This window comes from Bacteroidota bacterium (genome assembly GCA_040388375.1).
In the GTDB taxonomy this organism is placed as follows: Bacteria; Bacteroidota; Bacteroidia; order UKL13-3; family UKL13-3; genus JAAFJM01.
In genome coordinates, this window is record JAZKBU010000003.1 from 226632 (window position 1) to 251131 (window position 24500).

The 24500-nt window shown below is 35.5% G+C and carries 18 protein-coding genes; 14 read left to right on the forward strand and 4 right to left on the reverse strand.

Annotated features, from left to right (window positions below):
• Positions 1-79 precede the first annotated feature (79 nt).
• The 7 genes from V4538_04020 to V4538_04050 all read left to right on the forward strand — a co-directional run bounded on the left by V4538_04020 (position 80) and on the right by V4538_04050 (position 8845).
• The gene (locus V4538_04020) at positions 80-1573 is read left to right on the forward strand and encodes a radical SAM protein (GenBank protein ID MES2380183.1); all 1494 of its coding nucleotides are present in this window, start codon (positions 80-82) and stop codon (positions 1571-1573) included.
• Positions 1573-2241, forward strand: a complete 669-nt coding sequence (locus tag V4538_04025; GenBank protein MES2380184.1) for a methyltransferase — start codon at positions 1573-1575, stop codon at positions 2239-2241. The genes V4538_04020 and V4538_04025 overlap by 1 nt, the downstream gene beginning before the upstream one ends.
• Positions 2238-3194, forward strand: a complete 957-nt coding sequence (locus V4538_04030) for a hypothetical protein (protein MES2380185.1) — start codon at positions 2238-2240, stop codon at positions 3192-3194. Before V4538_04025 ends, V4538_04030 begins: the two co-directional genes overlap by 4 nt.
• On the forward strand, positions 3187-4617 hold the full coding sequence (locus V4538_04035; GenBank protein ID MES2380186.1) for a radical SAM protein: 1431 nt from the start codon (positions 3187-3189) through the stop codon (positions 4615-4617). The genes V4538_04030 and V4538_04035 overlap by 8 nt, the downstream gene beginning before the upstream one ends.
• Positions 4607-5395: a class I SAM-dependent methyltransferase gene (locus V4538_04040; protein MES2380187.1), complete on the forward strand. Its 789-nt coding sequence runs from the start codon at positions 4607-4609 to the stop codon at positions 5393-5395. Before V4538_04035 ends, V4538_04040 begins: the two co-directional genes overlap by 11 nt.
• Positions 5395-6780 carry a radical SAM protein gene (locus V4538_04045; GenBank protein MES2380188.1) on the forward strand — a complete coding sequence of 462 codons (1386 nt, stop codon included), beginning with the start codon at positions 5395-5397 and terminating at the stop codon, positions 6778-6780. Before V4538_04040 ends, V4538_04045 begins: the two co-directional genes overlap by 1 nt.
• Before the next feature lie 349 nt (positions 6781-7129).
• Positions 7130-8845 carry a tail fiber domain-containing protein gene (locus V4538_04050; GenBank protein MES2380189.1) on the forward strand — a complete coding sequence of 572 codons (1716 nt, stop codon included), beginning with the start codon at positions 7130-7132 and terminating at the stop codon, positions 8843-8845.
• A 103-nt stretch (positions 8846-8948) separates the two neighbouring features.
• Here V4538_04050 and V4538_04055 read toward each other — a convergent pair whose 3' ends face one another.
• Positions 8949-10496 (reverse strand): aldehyde dehydrogenase family protein, encoded by a 1548-nt coding sequence (locus V4538_04055; protein MES2380190.1) that lies wholly within the window; start codon positions 10494-10496, stop codon positions 8949-8951.
• A gap of 72 nt (positions 10497-10568) precedes the next feature.
• Complete coding sequence (locus V4538_04060; protein ID MES2380191.1) at positions 10569-13574, reverse strand: M1 family metallopeptidase; 3006 nt, start codon at positions 13572-13574, stop codon at positions 10569-10571.
• Positions 13575-13691: 117 nt separating this feature from the next.
• On the opposite strand from V4538_04060, the gene V4538_04065 reads away from it, so the two are divergent.
• On the forward strand, positions 13692-15095 hold the full coding sequence (locus V4538_04065; protein ID MES2380192.1) for a tetratricopeptide repeat protein: 1404 nt from the start codon (positions 13692-13694) through the stop codon (positions 15093-15095).
• 58 nt (positions 15096-15153) lie between these two features.
• On the opposite strand, the gene V4538_04070 is transcribed toward V4538_04065, so the two are convergent.
• Positions 15154-15582 carry a DUF2452 domain-containing protein gene (locus V4538_04070; GenBank protein ID MES2380193.1) on the reverse strand — a complete coding sequence of 143 codons (429 nt, stop codon included), beginning with the start codon at positions 15580-15582 and terminating at the stop codon, positions 15154-15156.
• Between the two features lie 116 nt (positions 15583-15698).
• On the opposite strand from V4538_04070, the gene V4538_04075 reads away from it, so the two are divergent.
• From V4538_04075 to ettA, 6 genes are all read left to right on the forward strand, one after another.
• Positions 15699-16541, forward strand: coding sequence for a 4-hydroxy-3-methylbut-2-enyl diphosphate reductase (locus V4538_04075; protein MES2380194.1), 843 nt, complete (start codon positions 15699-15701; stop codon positions 16539-16541).
• An 11-nt stretch (positions 16542-16552) separates the two neighbouring features.
• Positions 16553-17122, forward strand: a complete 570-nt coding sequence (locus V4538_04080; protein MES2380195.1) for a glutathione peroxidase — start codon at positions 16553-16555, stop codon at positions 17120-17122.
• Positions 17123-17178: 56 nt separating this feature from the next.
• The gene (locus tag V4538_04085) at positions 17179-17868 is read left to right on the forward strand and encodes a phosphoribosyltransferase family protein (protein MES2380196.1); all 690 of its coding nucleotides are present in this window, start codon (positions 17179-17181) and stop codon (positions 17866-17868) included.
• 184 nt (positions 17869-18052) lie between these two features.
• Entirely contained in the window at positions 18053-19309 is a 1257-nt protein-coding gene (locus tag V4538_04090) for a cation:dicarboxylase symporter family transporter (GenBank protein MES2380197.1), read from the forward strand.
• A gap of 22 nt (positions 19310-19331) precedes the next feature.
• Positions 19332-20108 (forward strand): TIGR00730 family Rossman fold protein, encoded by a 777-nt coding sequence (locus tag V4538_04095; protein MES2380198.1) that lies wholly within the window; start codon positions 19332-19334, stop codon positions 20106-20108.
• A 542-nt stretch (positions 20109-20650) separates the two neighbouring features.
• Positions 20651-22324 carry an energy-dependent translational throttle protein EttA gene (ettA, locus tag V4538_04100; GenBank protein ID MES2380199.1) on the forward strand — a complete coding sequence of 558 codons (1674 nt, stop codon included), beginning with the start codon at positions 20651-20653 and terminating at the stop codon, positions 22322-22324.
• A 131-nt stretch (positions 22325-22455) separates the two neighbouring features.
• On the opposite strand, the gene V4538_04105 is transcribed toward ettA, so the two are convergent.
• Positions 22456-24465, reverse strand: a complete 2010-nt coding sequence (locus V4538_04105) for a T9SS type A sorting domain-containing protein (GenBank protein ID MES2380200.1) — start codon at positions 24463-24465, stop codon at positions 22456-22458.
• Positions 24466-24500: the final 35 nt, after the last annotated feature.

Genomic DNA, 24500 nt, shown 5'->3' on the forward strand with positions numbered 1-24500 from the left:
TAAAGCGGCTAATGTAATAAAAAATGAAATGACAATTTAATGCATTGAATGAACCCTAAGCTTTGTTACCTTTGCTAAAATGGAGGTAATTCTTTTTAATCCGCGCAGTGCTACCTATAAATACCGTGTTCCTAATTCGGTGTTACAAATAGCAGGTGCTATTCACGATAAATACTCTTGGATAATAGTTGATGGGAATCGTGAAAACGACCCGTATAAAAAAATAGTTGATAGCATCACTTCAGCCACCAAGTATGTTGGCTTTTCAGTAATGCCTGGCCCACAGTTACGCCAAGCCATTCCCTTTGCCAAACAAATTAAACAGCAGTTTCCGCATATAGTTATTATCTGGGGAGGTTACTTTGCTTCCAATCAGCACAAAAGTGTCTTAGAATCAGGCTTTGTTGATTATGTAATTAATGGTCCTGGCGATTATTCATTTCCATTGCTTTTAAATGCCCTAGACAATAATTCAGCAATTGATGAAATTGAAAATTTAATTTATGTAAAAGAAGGAAAGATAACTAAAACCAAAAAGGCCGAGCTGGTTAATTACGATGACTTAAAGCCTTTGCCTTACAAAGAATTAGATAAATATTATTCTATTGAAAAATATTTAGGCAAAACCTATTTAGGCAATAAAACATTGGCTTACCACAGCAGTTTTGGCTGCCCTTTTACCTGTTCGTTTTGTGCAGTAGTACCTATTTATAATGCTAAGTGGAAAGCCAAATCAGCACAAGGTGTTTACAACGATATTAAGTATATAAAAGATACTTGGGGGGCTGATTCAGTTGAGTTTCACGACAACAATTTTTTTGTGTCAGAAAAACGGGTAATCGAATTTTCGAAACTGATTAAAGATGAAGGCATCATTTGGTGGGGTGAAGGACGTATAGATACCATTCACAAATACAAAGACGAAACATTGGCTTTGATGCGTGAAGCTGGTTGCAAAATGATTTTTTTTGGTGCAGAAACAGGTAATGATGAAGTACTGAAAAAAATGGATAAAGGCGGTACACAAACAGGCGAACAGATTGCCGCATTTGCTGCACGCATGAAAAAGTTTGATATAGTACCCGAATACTCCTTTGTATTAGGCACGCCTGCCGATACTCCCGAAGAAGTAATGCGCCAGATAGACAATGATATTGCTTTTATTAAAAGAGTAAAAAGCATTAACCCCGAAACCGAAATTATTATTTATGTATACAGCCCCGTACCAACTGAAGGTTCTGATATGTATGATAAAGTGCTGGCAAGCGGTTTTAGGTTTCCGCAGAAATTAGAAGATTGGTTACATGGCGACTGGGAAAATTTTGATTTACGCAAAAACCCCTTAACCCCTTGGTTAACTCCGGAAATGATAGATAAAATTAAAAACTTTGAAACCGTTTTAAACGCATACTATCCAACCGTAACCGATATAAGAATGCAGCCATACCAACGTAAAGTAATAAAAGCACTGTCAGGTATCAGGTATAAAAACAGTATATACCATTACCCTTATGAGCTAAAAGCTTTACAAAAATTATGGCAATACAGGCAACCAGAAATTCAGGGATTTTAATGAAACGGATACTAAAGAAATTGATTGAATGGTTTTATGCTCCTTTTGTTCTACAGTATTTAAAGCAAGATAGATTTTATACATATCAGGGAATAAAAATAAAAGTTAAAAAAGATGTTTTTCATCCCGGTTTTTTCTTTAGTACCAAGCACCTTATTTCATTTTTAAGTCAATTAGATATTAAAGATAAAAAAGTATTAGAGTTAGGTGCGGGTAGCGGCTTAATATCATTTTATTGCTATACCAAAGGCGCACATGTAACAGCTACCGATATTAATTCAATAGCTATTGAAGCATTGAAAGAAAATAGCAATAGGCTGCAAATGCTTGTTCATATACTGGAAAGTAATTTGTTTGATTCCATACCCAAACAAACTTTTGATTACATTCTTATCAATCCACCGTACTATCCTAAAACACCAATAAACATAGCCGAGCATGCCTGGTATTGCGGAGCCAATTTCGAATACTATGTAAAATTATTTACGCAGCTAAAATCTTACATAGACAGCAATTCAAGTGTATTAATGACGTTGTCAGAAGATTGTAACATAGATAAAATAACAGTGCTCGCTAATGAAGGAGGCTTTGATTTGATTTTACAAAAAAAACAGCGTTTATTGTGGGAGATGAATTTTATTTATAAAATACAGCCAATTAAGAAGTGAACGCAGCAACCCTAAATACAAGTGAAATAGCATTAGAGAAAACGAGTATTGCAATTGTTAAAACACTGCTGTATTTCAATATATTTAATCATCCATTATTAGCCAGCGAAATAGTGGAGTTCAGCACTATTGAGCCTGATGAAATAGGCAACGTAGAACAATACTTAAACGAGTTGGTTGAAAAAGAACTTATTTATAAAATAGGTAAGTTCTATAGCATCAGTAATAAAGTACTTTATATAGACCGAAGAATTAAAGGCAATGAACAAGCCGCTATTTATTTAAAAAGGGCTAAAATAGTTTCCAGGGTTATTTCATGGTTTCCTTTTGTAAGAGGTGTAATGATTTCAGGCTCATTATCCAAAGGTTATATGGATAAAGGTTCCGATATAGATTATTTTATAGTAACCGAACAAAGCCGTTTGTGGGTTTGCCGAAGCATATTGGCCCTGTTCAGAAAAGTAATGGTGGGCTCTTTGCGCAAGTACTTTTGTATAAACTATTTTGTAAGTACAGCTACCCTGAATATTCCCGATAAAAATTTATTTACAGCTACCGAAATAGTGAGTGTTTATCCAACATACGGGCAATTGGCCTATTATAAATTGCAGCAGGAAAACAGTTGGGTAAAAGAGTATTTTCCCAACAAAAAAACAAACGAAATAACCATCAATAATTCAACCTATCCGTTTAGCATAAAAGCCACTATAGAGTTTTTACTGAATGGAAGCATGGGCGAAAAACTAGATGCATATCTGTTTAGCTTAATGCTGAAGCGTTGGAAAAAACGATATGCAGATTTTGATGAAACGCAATTCGACTTAAATATAAGAACCAAAAAGAATGTTTCAAAACAACATGAAAAGGGACATCAGTTTGTAATTTTACATAAGTTTATGGAACAGATTGATAACTTTGAAAAGTTACACAAGGTAAAGTTAGTGCATGGCTGATATTTTAATTACTCACTCTTATTTTTTACGTTTTGATGCTAAGCAATGGACCAACCAACAGCCTTATGCTCCCTTAGCAACACTTTATGTAGCTTCAGTATTACGTAATGCAGCCTGTAATATTTCATTTTACGATGTAATGTTTAATGAAACCGTAGCCGAAATGGAAGTGGCATTTATAAAAGAAAAGCCCCAAGTTTTTATTATATGCGATGATGGTTTTAACTATTTAACCAAAATGTGTTTAACCAACATGAGAGATGCAGCATTTGAAATGATTGCACTGGCGAAAAAATATGGCTGTAAAGTAATTATTTCAAGTTCCGACTCAACCGACCATTCAGATGAATATATAAAACGTGGTGCTGATTTTATAGTAGTAGGCGAAGCCGAGCAAACTATGCTGGAGTTAGTAAACGCCCTAACCAATAATGAAACAAATTTTACCCATATAAACGGGTTACGTTTTTTAACTAACCAAGAGTTAGTGAAAACAGCTAAAAGAGAAAACTTAAAAGACCTTGATACCTTACCAATGCCGGCTTGGGATTTGGTAAATATAGAAAACTATAAAAGCCGTTGGTTAGCTAAAAAAGGCTATTTTTCTATCAACATGGGCACTACCCGGGGTTGCCCTTTTAAATGCAATTGGTGTGCAAAACCCATTTACGGGCAAAGGTATAACTCACGTTCACCACAAAATGTAGTGAACGAAATTAAATACCTGCAACAACAATTTGGCATAAACCATATTTGGTTTTGCGATGATATATTTGGTCTAAAACCCAATTGGGCCAATGAATTTGCCCGGGTTTTACAACAAGAAAATGTATCCATTAAATTTAAGATACAATCGCGTGTTGATTTATTATTAGAAGAAGATAACATAGCTGCACTGGCACAAGCCGGATGCGATGAAGCATGGGTGGGAGCAGAAAGCGGCTCACAAAAAATATTAGATGCCATGGATAAAGGCACACAGGTAGAACAAATTTACGAAGCCACTTTATTGATGAAAAGCAAAGGAATTAAACCCTGTTTCTTTTTACAATTTGGGTATTTAAACGAAACCTATGCCGATATAGAATTAACCCTTAAAATGGTATTTGATTTAATGCCACACGATGTAGGTATTTCCGTTTCCTATCCATTACCGGGCACTAAGTTTTACGATAAAGTAAAAAACCAATTAAAAGAAAAAACCAACTGGACCGATTCCGATGAATTAGCCATGATGTTTAAAAGCACATTTCCGGGCGAATTTTATAAAAAACTACAACGTTACGTGCATAGCGAATACCGTAAGCGCATGGCATTACAGGCATGGAAACAACATAAAAATTTCAAGAAAGCAATATCCCTAGTATACAGGTATCCGCAAACATTCATTTCAAAAGCAGTGCTGAATAAATATGTACACTAAAACAACTTTTGATGTTATTGCCGATACCTATGATAAAGATTTTACAAAAAGTATTATAGGTTCCTTACAGCGTAAAAAAGTTTGGCATTATTTAACAAAATACCTGCCTCAAAAAAACAATTTACAAGTATTGGAAATAAACTGTGGTACCGGTGAAGATGCTGTGTGGCTTGCACAGCTAGGTCACCATGTTACAGCTACAGACTTGTCAAGTCAAATGATAACGATAGCTAAGAATAAAGCTATACAAACCAATAACATACAGTTTGAAGTAAATGGTTTCGATACATTAATAACAAGCTATAAGCAACAACAATTTGATGTAGTGTTTTCCAATTTTGCAGGTTTAAACTGTATCAATAAAGATGCATTAACACAGCTCAATAAAGATTTAGCAGCTTTGTTAAAACCAAACGGACAGCTAATAATAGTTTTGTTAGGCAAGTATTGTTTACTGGAACGCTTGTATTTTTTGTTTCGTTCTGAGTTTAAAAAAATAAACAGGCGCAAACAAAAAGCAACGGCCTACTTAAGTGATAATAATTACCAGGATACATGGTGTTATTCATATAAGGAACTACAAACCATTTTCTCCGCGTTTAAATTAAAGCGGAAACGACCAATAGGGCTTTTTATTCCACCTTCCTATTTAGAAGAAACAGTTAAAAAGCACAGAACAATACTATATTTACTCAAATTTTTCGATTCCCTGTTTGGCAACATTTCCTTATTGTCAAACTATGGCGATCATATAATTTTGCAATTAGAAAAAAAATAATGAAGGTACTACTTACACACGGATACTTTATACATGAAGACCCAAAAGAGCAAGAGATAATGCGTCCTTATGTACCTTTGGGTATATTATATATTTCAGCCTATCTGGAAAAATATAATTATACAAACGAAATTTTTGATTCAACCTTTGCATCATTCGAAAAACTAAAAGCATACCTACTAGATTTTAAACCCGATGCCATTGGTATATATACCAATCTAATGACCAAGTTAAATGTATTGAAAATAATAGAATACATTAAAACAACCGAAGAAATAAAACATTGCAAAGTAATATTAGGCGGCCCCGAGGTTAGTAACCATATTCCTAACTTTTTAAAATACGGAGCCGATTATATAGTAATAGGCGAAGGAGAGCAAACCATGCTTGAGTTAGTCACGTTAATTGATAAGCAAAATATAGCTCTTGATACCATACAAGGCATAGCCTATTTAAATAATGGTGAAGTATGTAAAACAGAAGCAAGGGTTAAGATGAAAGATTTAGAAGACTTACCTTTCCCTAATCGCAAGAAAGTAAATCTGCAATTATACTTTGATGCATGGAAACAAAAACATGGTACCAGTGCCATATCAATTAATACACAACGAGGCTGTCCTTACTCATGCAAGTGGTGCAGCAGGGCTGTTTACGGGCAAAGCTACAGGCGTAGAAGCGCCAAATCAGTTGCCGATGAAATAGCATGGATACAAGAAAACTATCAGGTAGATTCCGTTTGGTTTGTTGATGATGTATTTACCGTAAGCCATAAATGGTTAGAAGAGTTTACCGAAGAAATAACAAGTAGAAACATAACCATGCCCTTTGAGTGCATTACCAGGGCAGATAGAATGAGCGAAGCCGTTATTTTAAACTTAAAGAAAAGCGGTTGCTTCAGGGTTTGGATTGGTGCAGAAAGCGGTTCACAAAAAATAATAGATTTAATGGACAGGCGGGTAGAAGTGGGACAAGTACGCACCATGATACAACTAGCACAATCACACGGCATACAGGCAGGCACCTTTATAATGGTGGGTTATCCGGGCGAAACCGAAGAAGATATTTACGAAACAGTACACCATTTAAAAGTATCAAACCCCGATATTTTTACCATAACAGTAGCCTACCCGATAAAAGGCACACCACTTTATACCGAAGTGGAGAATAATTTTATAGCCGATTTACCATGGGAAACATCAACCGATAGAGACATTGATTTTAAACGCACCTATAAGCGTAAGTATTACGATTACGCAGTAAGTATGATTATAAACGATGTAAACGCATTTAAAGCAAGGAAAAATGGCTTGTTAATGCGTTTCTCCAAGCTGAAGCTAAAGTCAGTGGCAGCCAAAGGAGCCATGTGGGCTTATAAGTTCGCTTAGCATTACATAAAAGTAATATCTTCTACACCTTACGCTTTTTTCTTCTCACTAACATTTTATAGCTAAATAATATCGCTTGTATTATTTAAGCTTGTTTATGCTATACTCTTTTTAGCAAGGTTTAAAACTTTAAAGAAGTTAAAGAAAATTAATAAACATTTACTTTAGGAGAAATCGCAGGGAAGTTGAAACTTACCTTTTGGAGCTTGGAAACCACCTTTCGGGAACTAACAGCCCAAGTATTATGAAGAGAATAGTTAAACATATAGTTTTGGTATTGTATTAGGCCAACATACAAGCAGAAACCGAAAAGCTTTGATAGAGTAGGTAAACTAAAACAAAAACTAATATGAAAAAGTTATTCAATTCTAAAACAAATTCAAAACTAAACCACAAAGTTTGGGCAGCCCTGGCATTAATGCTTGCAGGTTCATCAGTAATGGCGCAAAACAGTTCTTTTGATAATGATGCTATTCCCATTGGAGGTAATCAGAGTTGCGCTTTCGGGCGTCAGTCTCTTTTTAATAACAATGGAACTGATAATACAGCTAGTGGTTTTATGTCGCTTTGGACCAATAATATTGGTAGCAATAATGTAGGCTTTGGATCAAACGCATCGTATAATAATAAGAACGGAAACGACAATACTGCCATAGGTACATTTGCATTGTATAACAATGTAGATGACGATAATACCGCTGTCGGTTCGTTTGCTGCTTATAATAACACTTCTGCCAATAGAATCACAGCCATAGGAAAAGAAGCCTTGTTTACGAATACTACTGTGTCAGGGCTTACTGCTGTTGGTTACCATTCACTTTATTCCAATACAACAGGGTCTGAAAACACCGCTCTTGGTTACAATAGTTTAAGTGCTAACACTATTGGATGGCGGAACACCGCTATTGGTCACTTGGCAATGAATGCCAATACCAGTGGTTTTGAGAATACTGCAGTAGGTGAGTGGGCTTTACTAAGCAATACCAGTGGAAATGATAATACCGCTATTGGGTCTTGGTCTTTATTTTCTAACACAACAGGTTTATACAATGTATCGGTTGGTAATGCAGCTATGGGCTACAATACCACAGGATATTATAGTGCGGCCGTGGGAACTTTTGCTATGTTAAATAATACAACTGGATTTTATAATACTGCCATGGGCATAAGTGCCATGTTTAACAACACAACTGGTTATTGTAATTCAACTTTTGGTTATGGTTCAGATGTAAGTAATAATAATTTAAACAATGCTACCGCAATTGGATATGGTACTGTTGTAAATGCAAGTGATAAAGTAAGACTTGGGAATGCTGCAGTAACGGTAATTGAAGGCCAGGTAGCTTTCACCAATCCTTCTGATGGTCGTTTTAAAACCAATGTTAAAGAAGAAGTAAGAGGACTTGATTTTATTACCAAACTTCGCCCGGTGGTTTACAATTTTGAGTGTAAAAAATTCGAAGAATTTTTAACCAAAGATATGCCTGATAGTATTAAGCAAAACCACATGAAAGTAGATTTTGGTCCTGGCACAGCTGTTCGACAAAGTGGTTTTATTGCACAAGAAGTAGAGCAGGCAGCTAAAGCAGCGGGTTACGATTTTAATGGTGTGCATAAACCAACTACTGATAACGATAACTATAGCTTAGCTTACGGACAATTTGTAGTGCCTTTGGTAAAAGCAGTACAAGAACAACAAGCACAAATTGAAGAGTTAAAAGCTTTAGTTGCAGCTTTATCAGGTAAAGAAATAGGTAAAGCTGCCGTTACTGGTACTACATCAAACGTTTCTTTAAGCGATAAAAATGCAATTGTTTTGAACCAAAATGTACCAAATCCATTTGCTGAAAGCACTGTTATTACTTATAATGTGCCTAACACATTCCAAAAAGCACAAATCGTTTTCACAACTGCCGAAGGAAAAGTAATCAGAACACATGATATAACAGAAAAAGGAAAAGGTCAGTTAAACATTTTTGCTGACGATTTAACTTCAGGTATCTATGTATATACTTTGGTAGTTGATGGTAAATCAGTAGAAACTAAAAAAATGGTAAAACAATAAAAAATAACTCAGGATTATTTTTTTAGTATATAAAGTTTAGTGCATAAAAAAGCCCGACTAGTTCGGGCTTTTTTATTGTGTTATATTTATTCGTTACACTCAACTATAAATCAAATTTAATACCTTGTGCCAATGGTAATTCTTTACCATAGTTAATGGTATTCGTTTGTCTGCGCATATAAGCTTTCCAGCTATCGCTTCCACTTTCGCGGCCACCACCCGTTTCCTTTTCACCTCCAAAAGCACCACCAATTTCAGCACCACTTGTTCCAATGTTTACATTGGCTATACCACAGTCGCTACCCCAATGTGCTAAAAACGCTTCCGCTTCCTGTAAGTTATCAGTAAATACACTTGAGCTTAAACCTTGTTTTACGCCATTTTGCATATCAACAGCTTCATCAAAGTCAGCATATTTCATAATGTAAAGAATAGGAGCAAATGTTTCGTGTTGTACTATTTTAAAGCTGTTTTTAGCTTCGCAAATAGTTGGTTTTACATAGCAGCCACTTTCGTAACCTTCGCCTTGCATTACTTCAGCACCACAAAGTATATTGCCGCCTTCCGCTTTTACTTGCTCTATAGCATGTAAATAAGCATCAACAGCCGCTTTGTCAATCAATGGTCCAACAAGGTTACCCGTTAATGGATTACCAATGGTTAATTGCTTGTAAGCATTTACCAATTTATCTTTTACTTTTTCGTAAATACTTTCATGTATAATCAATCTGCGTGTAGTAGTACAACGTTGTCCTGCTGTTCCTACCGCACCAAATACCACACCCACCATAGCTAAATCTAAATTAGCATTAGGTGTTAATATAATAGCATTGTTGCCACCTAACTCCAATAAAGCTTTTCCAAAACGTTGTGCTACGGTAGCTCCAACTATACGACCCATGCGTGTTGAACCTGTTGCAGAAACCAAAGGAACACGTTCGTCTTTACTCATCAATTCACCTACTTTATAATCACCATTAATCAAACAGAAAATTCCTTCAGGTAAATTGTTTTCTTTTAAAACTTTAGCCATTAATAACTGGCAGGCAATAGCAGAAAGAGGTGTTTTTTCAGATGGTTTCCATACACAAACATCGCCACACACAGCAGCCAACATACTATTCCAACTCCAAACCGCTACAGGGAAATTAAAAGCCGAAATAATACCAACTACACCAAGTGGATGGTATTGCTCATACATTCTGTGATTTGGGCGCTCACTATGCATAGTTGAACCCGTTAACTGACGGCTTAAACCTACAGCAAAGTCACATATGTCAATCATTTCCTGTACCTCACCTAAACCTTCTTGCAAACTTTTACCCATTTCGTAGCTTACCAATTCGCCAAGCGGTTGTTTAAACTCACGTAATAAGTTTCCGTATTGACGCACAATTTCGCCACGTTTAGGAGCAGGCATTTTACGCCATGTTTTAAAAGCTTCTTCAGCAGTGCCAATAACTTTGTTGTATTCAGCTTCCGTAGTTAATTTTACTTTTCCAATTAATTTACCATCAACCGGTGAGTATATCTCTTTTACTTCAGCCTTAGCGTCAGCAAAATGGTTTTGACCTGTTGAGGTTCCCTCATTTATTTCTTTTAAGTTTAACTCTTTTAAAAAATCAAGAGAAAATGTTTGTGTTGCGCTCATTATTGTATTTAAAAATTGTTTGAATTGCGGCTGTTTTTAAAATAGCCACGGCAAATGTATTACTTAGTTTGTTTACAACTTAAAATTTTTAATAATTTTTACTGGATTCATAGCATTTAAATTCAATAAGAAACTAACCCTTTCAAACGGATGCTCTAAGCCACCATTGTTTTTCCAACTGTCTGTTACATTTTGCGAGGCAAAAAGAGGTATATAAATTTCGAAAATGTTTTTAGCTAAACTAATATAAACACCACCTACCATTGAAAACTGAGTTTGGTAAGTAGTAGTACCTGTTTGCGGAGCAAAAGCAAATACCTCGCCATATGAACAATCGGCATACACACCAATAGGTAATTTATAAGGGAAAGGAAGCGTAATATTAGCCGCAGTTAACCATGTTTTGCTGTTACCTAAACTTACAAAGTTCCTGAAACCGGCATCCCTGCCAATAATCTGACGAGCCAAAACACTCTGTTGCTGGTTTTGCTCCGCTCTGCCAAACATAGCTTCATCATAAAAATAATCATTAGCACCATTTGTGCCACCTAGTTGAAAATAAGTACGGGTTAAGTTCCAATCCGTTTTAGAGGTACTTTCTGCATTTAAAAAAGTTCCTGCAAAAAGGCGTATGTATGCTTTTTTCTTACCCGTATTATATGCAATACCTTGATTAATTTCCGCTGTTACACGGCTATAAGTATAATCATCAGTTCCCACCTGCAAAATGGCTTTAATAGCAGTTGGGTAAGTAGCCAGCTTATGGTTCAATTTATAGGTTGCATCAAAAGCCGAAATGCTTTGGTTATCCCAATTGCTAAAGTAACCGCTGCCTCTTTTGTTTTCTAAAACACTTACATGGCGAACACTTACTGAGTTCTCAAATAAACTTCTGGCATTAGCCTGTTTAAAATCTATTTCAATACCCGGTGCAAATTTCTCATAAGTAGTTTCTACATAACCATCAGTAGGTAATAACCCTTGCGTAGCAAAGCGCGAAGCGTTAAGACCTATTTTTATTTTTCTGAATAAAGCACTGCTTGGGTAAATGTTTTTAGCTATGCTGAAATAACCATTAATATCATTACTGGTAAAGCTGTACAAAGGAGTTATGTTCCATTCTACTTTTTGTGCCGGGAAAATATCATTGTTAATAAACAAGCCTAACATGTTGCCATTGTAATTATTCCAAGCATAAAGCGGAATACAGAAAATCTGACGTTTATTATTGCTTTCCAATGCAGGTAAAAACCGTACAGTATACTTGTTTTTCCAACCATTGTTTTTTCTATACAGTTCAATGGATGATTGGTTATTGTCCAACACCAAATTATGCATAATACTGTCTTTAGCTAATAAGGGAGTTAAATCAAAAATTTTCTTACCAGTAAAACCTTCATACTGCATAGTCCTGATAGGTTTATTATGGTAGTTAAGCGATGTTAAGCTAAAAGGAACATTCAAGCCGCTTACATTTTTTACCACTACCTGGTTATTTTTAACCTGGCTTATTTTATAATCCATTTTTTTATCAGTAGCCATTATTTCATTAAAAAACCAGCTTAAATCCTTACCCGTAAAACTTTCAGCATGGTTTTTAAAATCGTTAGGCAGCGGATGTTTAAATTTCCATTTTTGATAGTAAGCACGCATCATGTCATCAAACAATTTATCGCCCAGGTAATTTTGAAGCATATAAAAAGTGATAGGGTTTTTAGAATAAATAATGGCACCATAATTCAAGTCAGTGTACTGCACAGAGTTCAAATTACCCGGCTGGTCTTGGTTACTCCTGGCTGAATAGTTATAAAGTAATCTTAGCTGTCCGAAATCTTCAAAGTCAGCATTAAAAACATCTTTCAATATATTTTTTTGAGGAATAGGTGATAAGGCTGCGTCTTTATCATTTTTCTCTTTGCTGCACCTGCTTTCATAATAAGTGTTTATACTTTCGTCCATCCATGGGTAAGCGCGTTCATTGCTACCTAAAATACCATAAAACCAATTATGCCCCACTTCATGAATAATAGTAGTTCTGTCAATGTTTCCGCAATTAGTAATGGTTGGGTATTCCATACCTCCTCCGGCTTTAAGAGGCGTAATAACAACCTGTACCAAACTATATGGGTATTCACCCACATGTTCCGAGTAATATTTTATGGCTTCGTTGGTGTATTCAATGCCTTTATCATTTGCCTTTTTTGCAAACAACCAAGTATCAACTTTTCTACCGCTGGCTAGCGTTACCGAACCTTTTTTTACATTGAATTTTTTACTGCAAAACCAGGCAAAATCATGTACGCTATCCTGTAAATAACGCAAGGTTTTGGTTTCAGTGCTTGTAATGATGTTTTCAGTTGAAATTTCCTCTTTACTACGTGCCAGTAAAAAAGCCTTTTCATCCTCATTTTGTAAGTTACCCGTAGCAGCCACTATATAGTTTTTAGGAACCGTAATACTTACATCAAAGCTGCCAAATTCACTGTAAAACTCACCTTGGTCCAAATAAGGAATAGGGTTCCATCCGTTAACATCATATACCGCTGGTTTAGGAAACCATTGCGTAATACAATACAATTGGTCCTCGTGCCCCATACGGCTGTATACATTAGGTAACAGCACATAGAACGGAGTGCTGATGGTAATTTTTTCACCCGGTTTTAAAACGTTATTTAACGTTAATAAAGCAATATCAACCTCGTTGGTTAATTTCCAGCTGACAGCCGTATTATTAACAGCAAAATTTAAACTGTCAATACGGCCTTGCTCTTCAGGTTTAGCAAAATAAAAATCCGTTTTACCATTTTCTAAATGTTGTTTGGCAAAAGCCGTATTACGGCCGCTATAAGCATTAGGCCAAACGTGCATATAAATTTCTTTTATTTCATCAGGCGAATTGTTCGTGTATACCATGCTTATGTTGCCTTGCAATGCATTGGTATTGTCGTTTAATTTAACTGAAATGGTGTAGGCTACATGTTGTTGCCAGTTACTTTGGTTTAACTGCAACGACTTGTTTTGAGCGCTTAAAAGTTGCCATGTGAATAGCAGGGATACAAATAAAAAAAATCTTTTCATTAATCAATATTGTTTGTTTTGAACAAGTGTTCAAATATTTATAAAATATCTGACCTTAAAAAGACCATTTAAATAATATATGAACTTATATTTGTGGAACCAATTTAGAATAGGCGTATGATGGATGGTGATGATTTTTTAAGTGAAGATGTTAGCAGTGATGTGCAACGATATGAAAAAATGCTTCGCAATAAGACCAATGAGTATTTTGATACAGAAGCATTAGAGGAAATAATAGACTACTATATTCAACGAAATAAGTTAAAAAAGGCTTTTGCAGCCGTTGCTTTTGCCCAAAATTTATATGAAACCCACAGCGAGTTTATATTGCAAAAAGCAGAAATTTACATGTTGGGCGAAAAATTTGAGAAAGCAATAGACCAACTGGAAAAAGTAGAAAGCTACGAACCTTTCAATGCTGAACTACATTTGCTCAAAGGCGAAGCGTATTTGAATTTAGGCCAGTTTGATGACGCCAGCAATAGCTTTTACAAGGCATTGCAGCATACCGATGAAAGATTGGATATGTTGTTTGAGATAGCCTACGTTTACGAGGATTCAGACATGTATGGCAAAGCGATTGAGTACTTTTCCATTTTAATTGATGAGTTTCCCGAAATAGAGCAATCATATTACGAAATAGGTCATTGTTTTGATCAGTTAGGCGATTATGATAAAGCCGCTTATTACTACAATATACTGATAGATAGTGATCCTTACAATACAACAGCCTGGTACAATTTGGGCATCGTATATTATAAACAGGAAAACTATATTAAAGCCTTAGAAGCATACGAGTTTTGTTTAGCTATTGACGAAGATTTTTTAGCAGCAAAATTCAATAAAGCCAATGTGTTGGTAGAGTTAGAGCGTTACGAAGAAGCCATAGTAGAATACAAAAGTGCCATTGAAGAAGATGGAGCCGATAGTGTAACCTACTGCAATTTAGGTGGCTGTTATGAGCGCATGGATAAAAACGAAGAAGCACGTGAAAACTACAAAAGAGCTACCCAGTTAAACCCCAATATAGCTGAGGCTTGGTTTGGTATGGGCTTAACCTACGAAAAAGAAAATAAGTACAAAGAGTCATTACCTTTTTACCAACGAGCAGTATTGTTAGAGCCGGATAATACAGAGTATTTATTGGTGTTGGGCGAAATGCAATATCGCCTGAACCAGATAGAAGAATGCGAAGAAACTTATGCTAAATTAGTAGAGTTAGATGCTACCATGATAGAAGCCTGGTTAGACTGGAGTTTTGTAAAATACAGCAAAGGTTTATTACAAGAGGCGGTAGATATGATGATGGAAGCCTTGAAAATAAATTACGATTGCCATCAATACCATTACCGTTTAGTATGTTATTTATACGATTTAGGCCAAATAGAAGAAGCCAAAAAACACTTAGAAATAGGCTTGCTTTTAAACTTTGACGATTATTTTTTAATTTACGAAATAACACCACGTTTGGCCAATGCCGCTGCTTTAACCGAAATTATAGAAAGCTACAGAAATAGCTAATTCGATTCATAAAAAAGGCCATCATGTGATGGCCTTTTTATTTATCCATTAAACATTATTATTCCGATTTACTGATTACGTCCCAGCTATGGTCGCCCAATAGTTTTACACTGGCTACATATTTACCGGCCGTTCTGCTATTTCCCCATTCAGCAGGGCTAATAAGTGAAAGGTTGTAATAATTATCCCTTTCATACAAATGATATACCTGACCAATAACAGGCACAAACTTTAAATTGCTTTCATAAATACGTTCCGAAATTTTAAGTCTGGCTTCAATTTCACGCACCTGACTCATAATTAAATCAGCTTGTTTTTTCAATAAGGCTATTTCCTGGTTGGCATAATGGTGCATAGCCTCTACGGCATTGGCCTTTATTTTATTTTTATCTTCAGGTCTTATAACAGGCGAGCCAATACTCAATGGTATTGGCGACAGGCTTGCAGGGCCCGAATAATATTCTTCCGAAGGAGTTTCTGTGGTCATATAACTAGTGTTAAATAGTACAAAGTAAAAAAAACAAATTTTGTTTTATAACAGCACATAAAAATTGCAATTACAAAACTAAATCACAATATAATAGTTTAATATTGTAGCGTTTTATGAATGTACAAGTAACTATTGACGATAATTCTGGTTTTTGCTTTGGAGTAGTATTTGCTATTTCCATGGCAGAAGAAATATTAGATACCGAAGGCAAATTATACTGCCTTGGCGATATCGTTCATAACGATGAAGAAGTGGCTCGACTAAAAGCAAAGGGATTGCAAATTATTGACCACGAACAACTCAAAAAAATTACCCACGAAAAAGTATTGATAAGGGCACATGGCGAACCACCGGAAACGTATAAGTTAGCTATGGATAACCACATTGAATTAATAGATGCAAGTTGCCCCGTAGTGCTAAAGCTACAAAACAGGGTACGCGAAGCCTATAACGATAAAGAGCCTATACTTATTTACGGTAAACACGGTCATGCAGAAGTAAAAGGCTTAGTAGGGCAAACCAATGGAGAAGCCATAGTAGTAGAAACCTTTGACGAACTAGAAAAACACGATTTGCCAAAAAAACTACAGTTGTTTAGCCAAACAACCAAACGGACTAAAAACCTGTATAAGCTAAAAGCTACATTAGAAGAAAAAGGCATTGAAGTTGATTTTAATGATACCCTTTGCCGTCAGGTAAGTAACCGCGATGTGCAATTACCAACCTTTGTAAAAAAATTCGATAAAGTAGTTTTTGTAGCCGGTTTAAAATCATCAAACGGAAAAGTGCTGTACGATGTGTGTAAAGAAAACAATCCTAATACCTATTTTGTAAGTAGTAGAACCGAAGTAAAACCCGAGTGGTTTGCCGAAGGCGATTCTATTGGCATTTGTGGGGCAACCTCAACTCCACAATGGCAAATGGAAGAAGTAAAAGAAACCATATTATCATTTTAGAAAATAAATTAATGAAAGCAATAATTATTACCTCAGCCTTATTATTAGTAGGTGCATTTGTGTTTTATAGTTTCAGAAACCGCAAAGCAGAAAACACAGTAAAAGGAAAAAGTTTTTACGACCTTAAAATTCAATCGCTTGATGGTAAAACAACCATTGACTTAAGCCAGTTTAAAGGTAAAAAAGTATTGTGCGTAAACGTGGCCAGCAAATGTGGTTATACCCCGCAATACGAAGGCTTACAAAAGCTATACGATGCCCATAAAGATAAACTGGTTATTATAGGTTTTCCCTGCAACCAGTTTATGGCACAAGAGTCTGGAACAACAGAGGAGATAGCTACATTTTGTAAAAAGAACTATGGTGTTACTTTTCCTTTAACTGAAAAAATAGATGTAAAAGGTCCAACCCAACATCCCGTTTACCAATGGTTAACCAATAAAGAAACCAATGGAGCAAGAGACGTAGAAGTGAAATGGAACTTTGGTAAGTTTTTAATTGATGAAAACGGCAAATTTGTAGCGTATTTCCCTAGTAAAACAGAACCGTTAAGCGAAGAAATAGCACAATATTTAAAATAATTGTAACATATTGAAAAAAGCCAAAATCAAATTTATATTTGGTTTTGGCTTTTTTTATGCTCAAATACTTAGTCCAATTAATCTATCCCAATTTATGTATTTGTTGCCAAAATCATTTGGTAGCCAGTGAGCAGTTTGTATGTACTACCTGCCTGTTAGAATTACCTGAAACCAATTTTCATTTAGTTAGTAATAATCAGGTAGAAAAAACCTTTTGGGGTAGGGTAAAAATAGAAAGAGGCATGTCATTGTTGTTTTATAAAAAAGGAGGTAAAACAGCTAAATTATTGTTTGCCTTAAAATACCACGACAACCCCGAAATAGCTACTTTCTTAGGAAGGTATTATGGCACAAAAATTAAAAATTTTTGCAAAGAAAACAATATAACAGCAGTAGCTGCCATTCCATTGCATAAAGCAAAATTGCGTATGCGTGGTTATAACCAAAGTGCCATGTTAGCCAAAGGCTTGGCCGAAACATTACAAATAGCAGATCTGAGCCCTTGGTTAGTGCGTAATAAATTCACCGAAACACAAACAAAAAAATCGAGAATAGAACGCAGCGATAATGTAAGCAACGTATTTGAGGTAGCCGATGAAAAAGCATTTGAAGGCAAACATATTTTATTGATAGACGATGTAATAACTACCGGAGCTACCATTGAAAGTTGCGCCAATGAGCTACTGCAAATTAAAGGTTTACAAATAAGTGTGGCAGGCCTGGCCTTTGCCCATCATGGCGTATAGTATTATTTCAGTAATTAAATTAGTATGTTCGCTCCGAATAATCAAATATACCTTACTCAATATACCTGCTTTGAAACAAAAACTATGCACATTTAATTTAACGCATTGAATGAAACAAGCATATTAAGAAACTAGAACTTTTACTCATTATCAAAAAAAATATTCATTATTTAATTAAACTAAAATGATAAAACCTAAAACCATTAAAACACCTCTAATCGGTAATTTAACAGTTCAGATCATTATCGCTATGATATTGGGGGCAATCTTGGGCATTGTTATTCATACTCATTATGACATTGATTTTGCCAAAACCTTTAGTGGTTATATAAAAATGTTAGCAACCGTTTTTATAAGATTAGTGCAAATGATTATTTCACCCTTGGTATTTACCACATTGGTAGTTGGCATTGCAAAATTTGGTGATATAAAAGCAGTAGGAAGAATAGGAGCCAAGGCGATGGGATGGTTTTTTACAGCATCTTTTATCTCCCTATTAATTGGTATGTTTTGGGTAAATATTTTACAACCCGGAAATGGATTAAACCTTTCCAATATTGATATAACTAGTGCGAAGGATGTAACAGAAAAAACCCATAGTTTCTCCGCTCAAAATTTTATCGAACACATTATTCCAAAAAGTATCGTAGAAGCAATGGCATACAATGAAATTCTTCAAATTGTAATTTTTGCCATATTCTTTGGTCTTGCAGCAGCGTCAATTGGCGAACATGCGAAACCAGTAATCAACGCTTTAGATAAAACATCGCATATAATTTTGAAAATGGTTAATTATGTAATGTATTTTGCACCCATTGGCGTATTTGGTGCTATTGCAGGTGTTTTTGCTATACGTGATTTGAATGAATTATTGTTGACATATGCCAAATTTTTTGGGTCGTTTCTTGTGGGAATTTCTACACTATGGATTTTCTTACTATTAATCGGTTTTGTTTTTCTACGTTATAAAATGAAAACATTACTGAAACATATATTTTCACCAATAATGATTGCATTTGGAACCACCAGTTCTGAAGCTGTTTTTCCTAAATTGACAGAAGAATTAGAACGATTTGGCATAAAAGACAAAGTAGTTTCATTTATGTTGCCATTAGGCTACTCATTTAACCTTGATGGAAGTATGATGTATATGACATTTGCCAGTATATTTATAGCACAAGCTTATGGAATACCACTCGATTTACCAACTCAACTAACCATGCTTTTTGTATTGATGCTGACAAGTAAAGGCATAGCAGGTGTTCCAAGGGCAAGTTTGGTGGTAGTGGCAGCCACTTGTGGTATGTTTAATATTCCTATTGAAGGTATTGCGCTTATTTTACCCATTGATCATTTTTGTGATATGTTTAGAAGTGCCACCAATGTTTTGGGAAATGCATTGGCAACGAGTGTAGTAGCTAAGTGGGAAAATGAAGTATAAAGAAGATTAGAAAGAATCACATATGTCGACAGAAAAATTTTATTCATTAAGAGAGAAATATGCCAATAGTGAACGAAGGTTTTTGGCAGGAAAGCGTAACAGAAGACGCGATTTTTTATTCAGCTTAAAAGTATTGTGGGAGTTTTGGAAAGGGTTCCATGGATTTAGAAAAATAGGCCCATGTATTACCGTTTTCGGGAGTGCTCGTTTTGATGAAAACAACAAGTGGTATAAAAAAACAGTAGAGATTGGTGGCCGCATTTCAGAATTAGGTTTAACCGTACTGTCAGGTGGAGGACCGGGTATAATGGAAGCCTCTAACAGAGGTGCTTTTGAAAAAAGAGGAAGAAGCGTAGGTTGTAATATTGTATTGCCTTTCGAGCAACATTTAAATCCTTATGTAGACTACTCCGTAACCATCCGTTACTTTTTTGTACGTAAAGTGTTTTTAATTAAATACAGCTACGGGTTTGTGGTAATGCCCGGTGGTATGGGTACTTTAGACGAATTGTTTGAAGCACTTACTTTAATACAAACAGGCAAAATAGAAGGATTTCCCGTAGTGCTTTTTGGTACAGAATATTGGAAAAAAATGATTGAATTTTTGGATGTAATGGTAACTGAAAAAACCATTTCGCCTAACGATTTAAACTTGTTATTGGTAACAGATTCCGTTGACGAAACCATTGAGCATTTAAAGAAACATACCATTCAAAAATTCCATTTAAAAAAGGAAAGACGCAAAAAACCACGTGGCTGGGCAAGCGATCTTATATTTGGACACAAACTAGTTCCTTAAACTTTTGTTTTTAGTTTGGGCACAGTCATATGTGCCCAAACTAAAAATAGCATACCTTTTATTATTTTATGAATGAACACATTTACTGCATTCATAAACGAGCATACATTTATTTACTGAGGTACTTTACCGTAGATAGTCTTTGTAGTTTTTAAATTACAATGGAACGTAAGAAAGGTAAAGGAAAGAAAGGATAACCTTTTCATGGTTTTGTTTTGAACAGATACAACTGTTTTCGAGATAAGATTTTTCATTTTTGTTTGTTTAAAATAATGTGAAAGTAATTTTGAAAAGTGCTTGATTTTGTAGCTACTAAAATTTTTGCAACGCAAAAAAATATATTTATTTATATATTTTCAATAGGAAAACTACTCTTTTTTAGTAGGGTAAACACTCTTTTTTAATGAAAGAGTATAAAAGAATGCTGAATGTCTGGTATAAACCCTTGCTTATACTTCATGAACTACCCATGCTATTCTACAAAAAAAACAAGCAATCAAAAAATCATTCACTTATATTCGCCCTCCCTTTAAAAAAGTACTATGTCAGATAATAAAATTATATTCTCTATGGCAGGTGTGAGTAAAACCCACCCACCACAAAAACAAGTTTTAAAAAACATTTACCTGTCGTTTTTCTATGGCGCTAAAATTGGCGTATTAGGTTTAAACGGTTCAGGTAAATCAAGCTTACTAAAAATTATAGCCGGTATTGATAAAAGTTTTCAAGGCGAAGTAGTTTTTGATAAGGATTATAAAATTGGCTTTTTAGAACAAGAGCCTAATTTAGACGATACCAAAACAGTATTGGAATGTGTGAAAGAAGGCGTTAAACACATTACCGATTTATTAGAAGAGTTTGAAGAAATTAACAACAAACTAGCCGACCCTAATTTGGATAGCGATGAGATGATGAAAATTTTGGATAGACAAGCCGTAGTAATGGAATTGTTAGACCAAAACGATGCATGGGAGTTAGATACTAAATTAGATAAAGCAATGGATGCATTGCGTTGCCCTGAGCCTGACCAAATGGTAAATGTACTTTCAGGTGGTGAACGCAGGCGTGTGGCTTTATGCCGTTTGTTGTTAAGTAACCCCGATATTTTATTATTAGATGAGCCAACCAATCACTTAGATGCGGAGAGTGTTGACTGGTTAGAACAATATTTGAAAAATTTCCCCGGTACCGTTATAGCAGTAACGCATGACAGGTACTTCTTAGATAACGTAGCCGGTTGGATTTTAGAGTTAGACAGGGGAGAAGGTATTCCGTGGAAAGGAAATTACAGCAGTTGGTTAGAGCAAAAAGCCAATCGTTTAAAAGCAGAAGAGAAAGCAGAAGGCAAACGTGCCAAAGCATTAGAGCGTGAGTTAGATTGGGTACGTCAGGGAGCTAAAGGTCGTCAAACAAAACAAAAAGCACGTTTGAATGCCTACGACAGAATGTTAAGCGAAGACCAAAGAGAAAAAGAACAAACATTGGAATTGTTTATTCCTCCCGGTCCGCGTTTGGGCGATGTGGTTATTGAAGCGCAAGGCGTAAGTAAATCTTATGGCAATAAGTTATTATACGAAAACTTAAACTTTAGTTTACCTAAAGGAGGTATAGTAGGTATTATAGGTCCGAATGGAGTTGGTAAAACTACCTTGTTCCGTATGATGATGGGCTTGGAACAACCTGATAGCGGTACCTTTAAAGTAGGTGAAACAGTTAAAACAGCTTATGTTGACCAAAGCCATAAAGATTTATTACCAGACAAAACAGTATTTGAAGTAATTAGCGGTGGAACAGAAACCATAGTAGTAGGTACACAGCAAGTAAATGCAAGAGCTTACGTATCCAAATTTAATTTTGGTGGCAGCGACCAGGGTAAAAAGGTAAGCGTACTTTCAGGTGGAGAACGTAACCGTGTGCATTTAGCTATTACATTAAAGGAAGGTGGTAACGTATTGTTATTAGATGAGCCTACCAATGATATAGACGTAAATACTTTACGTGCTTTAGAAGAAGCCATTGAAAACTTTGCAGGTTGCGTGGTTGTTATTTCCCATGACAGGTGGTTTATTAACCGTATTGCTACCCATATTTTAGCATTTGAAGGAAACTCGCAGGTATATTTCTTTGAGGGTGATTACAGCGCTTACGAAGAAAACAAAAAACAACGTTTAGGTGATTCAGCACCACATAGAGTAAGATTTAAAAATATCAATTAATAGTAGTCCGTCCCGATAGTTATCGGGAGCTATCAGACGAGAATAACCTATCAATAAAAAAGAGGCTGTTTTAACAGCCTCTTTTTTTATGTGTTAATGTATGTTGAGCGGAGTCGAAACATGCACTTGCATTAATGTATAATAACTAGTTTTTGAGGTAATAAACCATTTGCATTTTGAGTCATGATGCTATACACACCGGCAGGCAAATCACCTGTATACACAGTATTGGTTTCATGCGCATGTATTTCAAAAGTATGTACTGTTTGCCCTATTTGATTAACGATATAATAGATGCCACTTGTATTGCTGCTGATTTCAAATTGTCCTTTGTTAGGATTTGGAAATAAGTGTAGATATTGACCTTTTATTTCGTTTACACCATTGTTTACAAAAGGAATAGAATCAGTATAGTTTTTACAGTTGTTACTGTCAATAGCAATGGCATAATAAGTCCCATTAGCCGTTGCATAAATAGAGGCTGTATTTACACCATTCAATAGCACACCATTGTTATACCATTGATAGCTTTTACCAATAGCCGGTTGCACAGCAAGTGTATTGCCATTTTGAGTTAGTGTAACAGGTTTTAAAGCAAATACTTTAACTACTACTTTTACTGGCTTACTGATAGCCGGGCCCGAGCTTTGGGTTACATAAACTACAGTATCTGCTGTTAGGTTAAGAGTTATAGTATTGCCGCCTTGTTGTATAATATTATTGGTCAATGAATCGCTATACCAAGTTATGTTATTTCCAATTGCACTGATAATTTTGGGCGTATTGTCGTTACAAAAGTTTGTACTGTTTATCGATGGAGCAGCAATGGCAAAGTTTTTCAATACATATGCATCAGCTTCGCCTACTACAGCAACATTGTTCCCGTCTATTTGATTGGTGGTAGTGGCTTGGAAATTACCGCCAAGGTACCAGTTGCCTTTTTTATCTATAGCTAAATCTACCGCATAGGTCCAATCTTTTTGACCCAGTGTTTTAATCCAATCAGTATTTCCGTCTTTATCTAAACCCATCATTAAGGAGTAGCGTTTGTTACTTATACCATCACCTCCAGTAGTGCCTCCCAAACCAAATGAAAAACTATAATCAGCTATAACAGCTATTTTTCCATTGAATAAAAATTGAACAGCATTGCCCGATGAATATATGGTAGTAGAACGTTTGGCCCAGCCTAAGCTTCCATCTTTATTGTACGATGCGATAAAAAAATTCTCTTTATCGTTAGGGTTGCTTAAAACGGTATTGTCAATTTTTATTGGTTCGTAAAATTCGCCCGTAATAACTACCTGATGATTATCAGAAACGGCCATATCCCAAGCGTGCTGACTACCTGTAGAAGTACCATTTAAGTAGATGCCTTTAGCCCATTTGTAATTACCCGATTTACTAAAACTGGCAGTAATTATACGGGCATCTTTTATAGTGTCGTTGCCTATATAAACACTATTGTCAGAGTTGGTATAAACATAAACCAAACTATCTTTTAAAGCAATTCTACCAACACGTGAACTAAGGCTATTGCTACCAATAGGAATAACCATTTGCCCTGTTAAACTCGAATCGAGTTTAGCTATATACATGCCTGTTCCGTTTAAATGAGGCATAGCAGGCAAGCCATCTAAACTAAAATTATATTGACTAAATGAACCCCCAATCCATACATTTAAGTTGGTATCGATTACAACGTTCGATAAACGAGCATTCCCTGCTTGCATCGTTTTTTTAATAGCAACTGTTCCATTTGGGGTAATTTTAAAAAGAGTACCTGGCTTTTCAATAGCCATATAAACAAAACCAAGCTTATCGCAAGCCAAGCCACTTGCCTGGTCAATTCCCGCAGGTATATCAACATTTAAAGCCCAAACAAAATTGCCCGATTCAGTATACTTGACTACAAAATAATTATAGGAACCACTTGAGTTTATTTTAGTTAGAGTAGTATCGCCCACAGTCATATTTGCACGCATTCGTCCTGCCACATATACATTGTTTGAATCATCGGTGGTTACTCTGTCTAAATGGTCAAACTCCAAAGAACCAAAGGTTTTAAGCCAGGTGTTTTGTGCTTGTATAGTATAACTGCTTATGAGTAGTAAAACGATGAGTGAGATTGTTTTTTTCATACTTGCCATGTTTTATTACAAGTATAGTTGCTTAC

Coding starts and splice junctions, on each gene's coding strand:
- V4538_04020 (MES2380183.1), top strand. CDS start 80: ATGGAGGTAATTCTTTTTAATCCGCGCAGTGCTACCTATAAATACCGT.
- V4538_04025 (MES2380184.1), top strand. CDS start 1,573: ATGAAACGGATACTAAAGAAATTGATTGAATGGTTTTATGCTCCTTTT.
- V4538_04035 (MES2380186.1), top strand. CDS start 3,187: ATGGCTGATATTTTAATTACTCACTCTTATTTTTTACGTTTTGATGCT.
- V4538_04040 (MES2380187.1), top strand. CDS start 4,607: ATGTACACTAAAACAACTTTTGATGTTATTGCCGATACCTATGATAAA.
- V4538_04045 (MES2380188.1), top strand. CDS start 5,395: ATGAAGGTACTACTTACACACGGATACTTTATACATGAAGACCCAAAA.
- V4538_04050 (MES2380189.1), top strand. CDS start 7,130: ATGAAAAAGTTATTCAATTCTAAAACAAATTCAAAACTAAACCACAAA.
- V4538_04055 (MES2380190.1), bottom strand. CDS start 10,496: ATGAGCGCAACACAAACATTTTCTCTTGATTTTTTAAAAGAGTTAAAC.
- V4538_04060 (MES2380191.1), bottom strand. CDS start 13,574: ATGAAAAGATTTTTTTTATTTGTATCCCTGCTATTCACATGGCAACTT.
- V4538_04065 (MES2380192.1), top strand. CDS start 13,692: ATGATGGATGGTGATGATTTTTTAAGTGAAGATGTTAGCAGTGATGTG.
- V4538_04070 (MES2380193.1), bottom strand. CDS start 15,582: ATGACCACAGAAACTCCTTCGGAAGAATATTATTCGGGCCCTGCAAGC.
- V4538_04075 (MES2380194.1), top strand. CDS start 15,699: ATGAATGTACAAGTAACTATTGACGATAATTCTGGTTTTTGCTTTGGA.
- V4538_04080 (MES2380195.1), top strand. CDS start 16,553: ATGAAAGCAATAATTATTACCTCAGCCTTATTATTAGTAGGTGCATTT.
- V4538_04085 (MES2380196.1), top strand. CDS start 17,179: ATGCTCAAATACTTAGTCCAATTAATCTATCCCAATTTATGTATTTGT.
- V4538_04090 (MES2380197.1), top strand. CDS start 18,053: ATGATAAAACCTAAAACCATTAAAACACCTCTAATCGGTAATTTAACA.
- V4538_04095 (MES2380198.1), top strand. CDS start 19,332: ATGTCGACAGAAAAATTTTATTCATTAAGAGAGAAATATGCCAATAGT.
- ettA (MES2380199.1), top strand. CDS start 20,651: ATGTCAGATAATAAAATTATATTCTCTATGGCAGGTGTGAGTAAAACC.
- V4538_04105 (MES2380200.1), bottom strand. CDS start 24,465: ATGAAAAAAACAATCTCACTCATCGTTTTACTACTCATAAGCAGTTAT.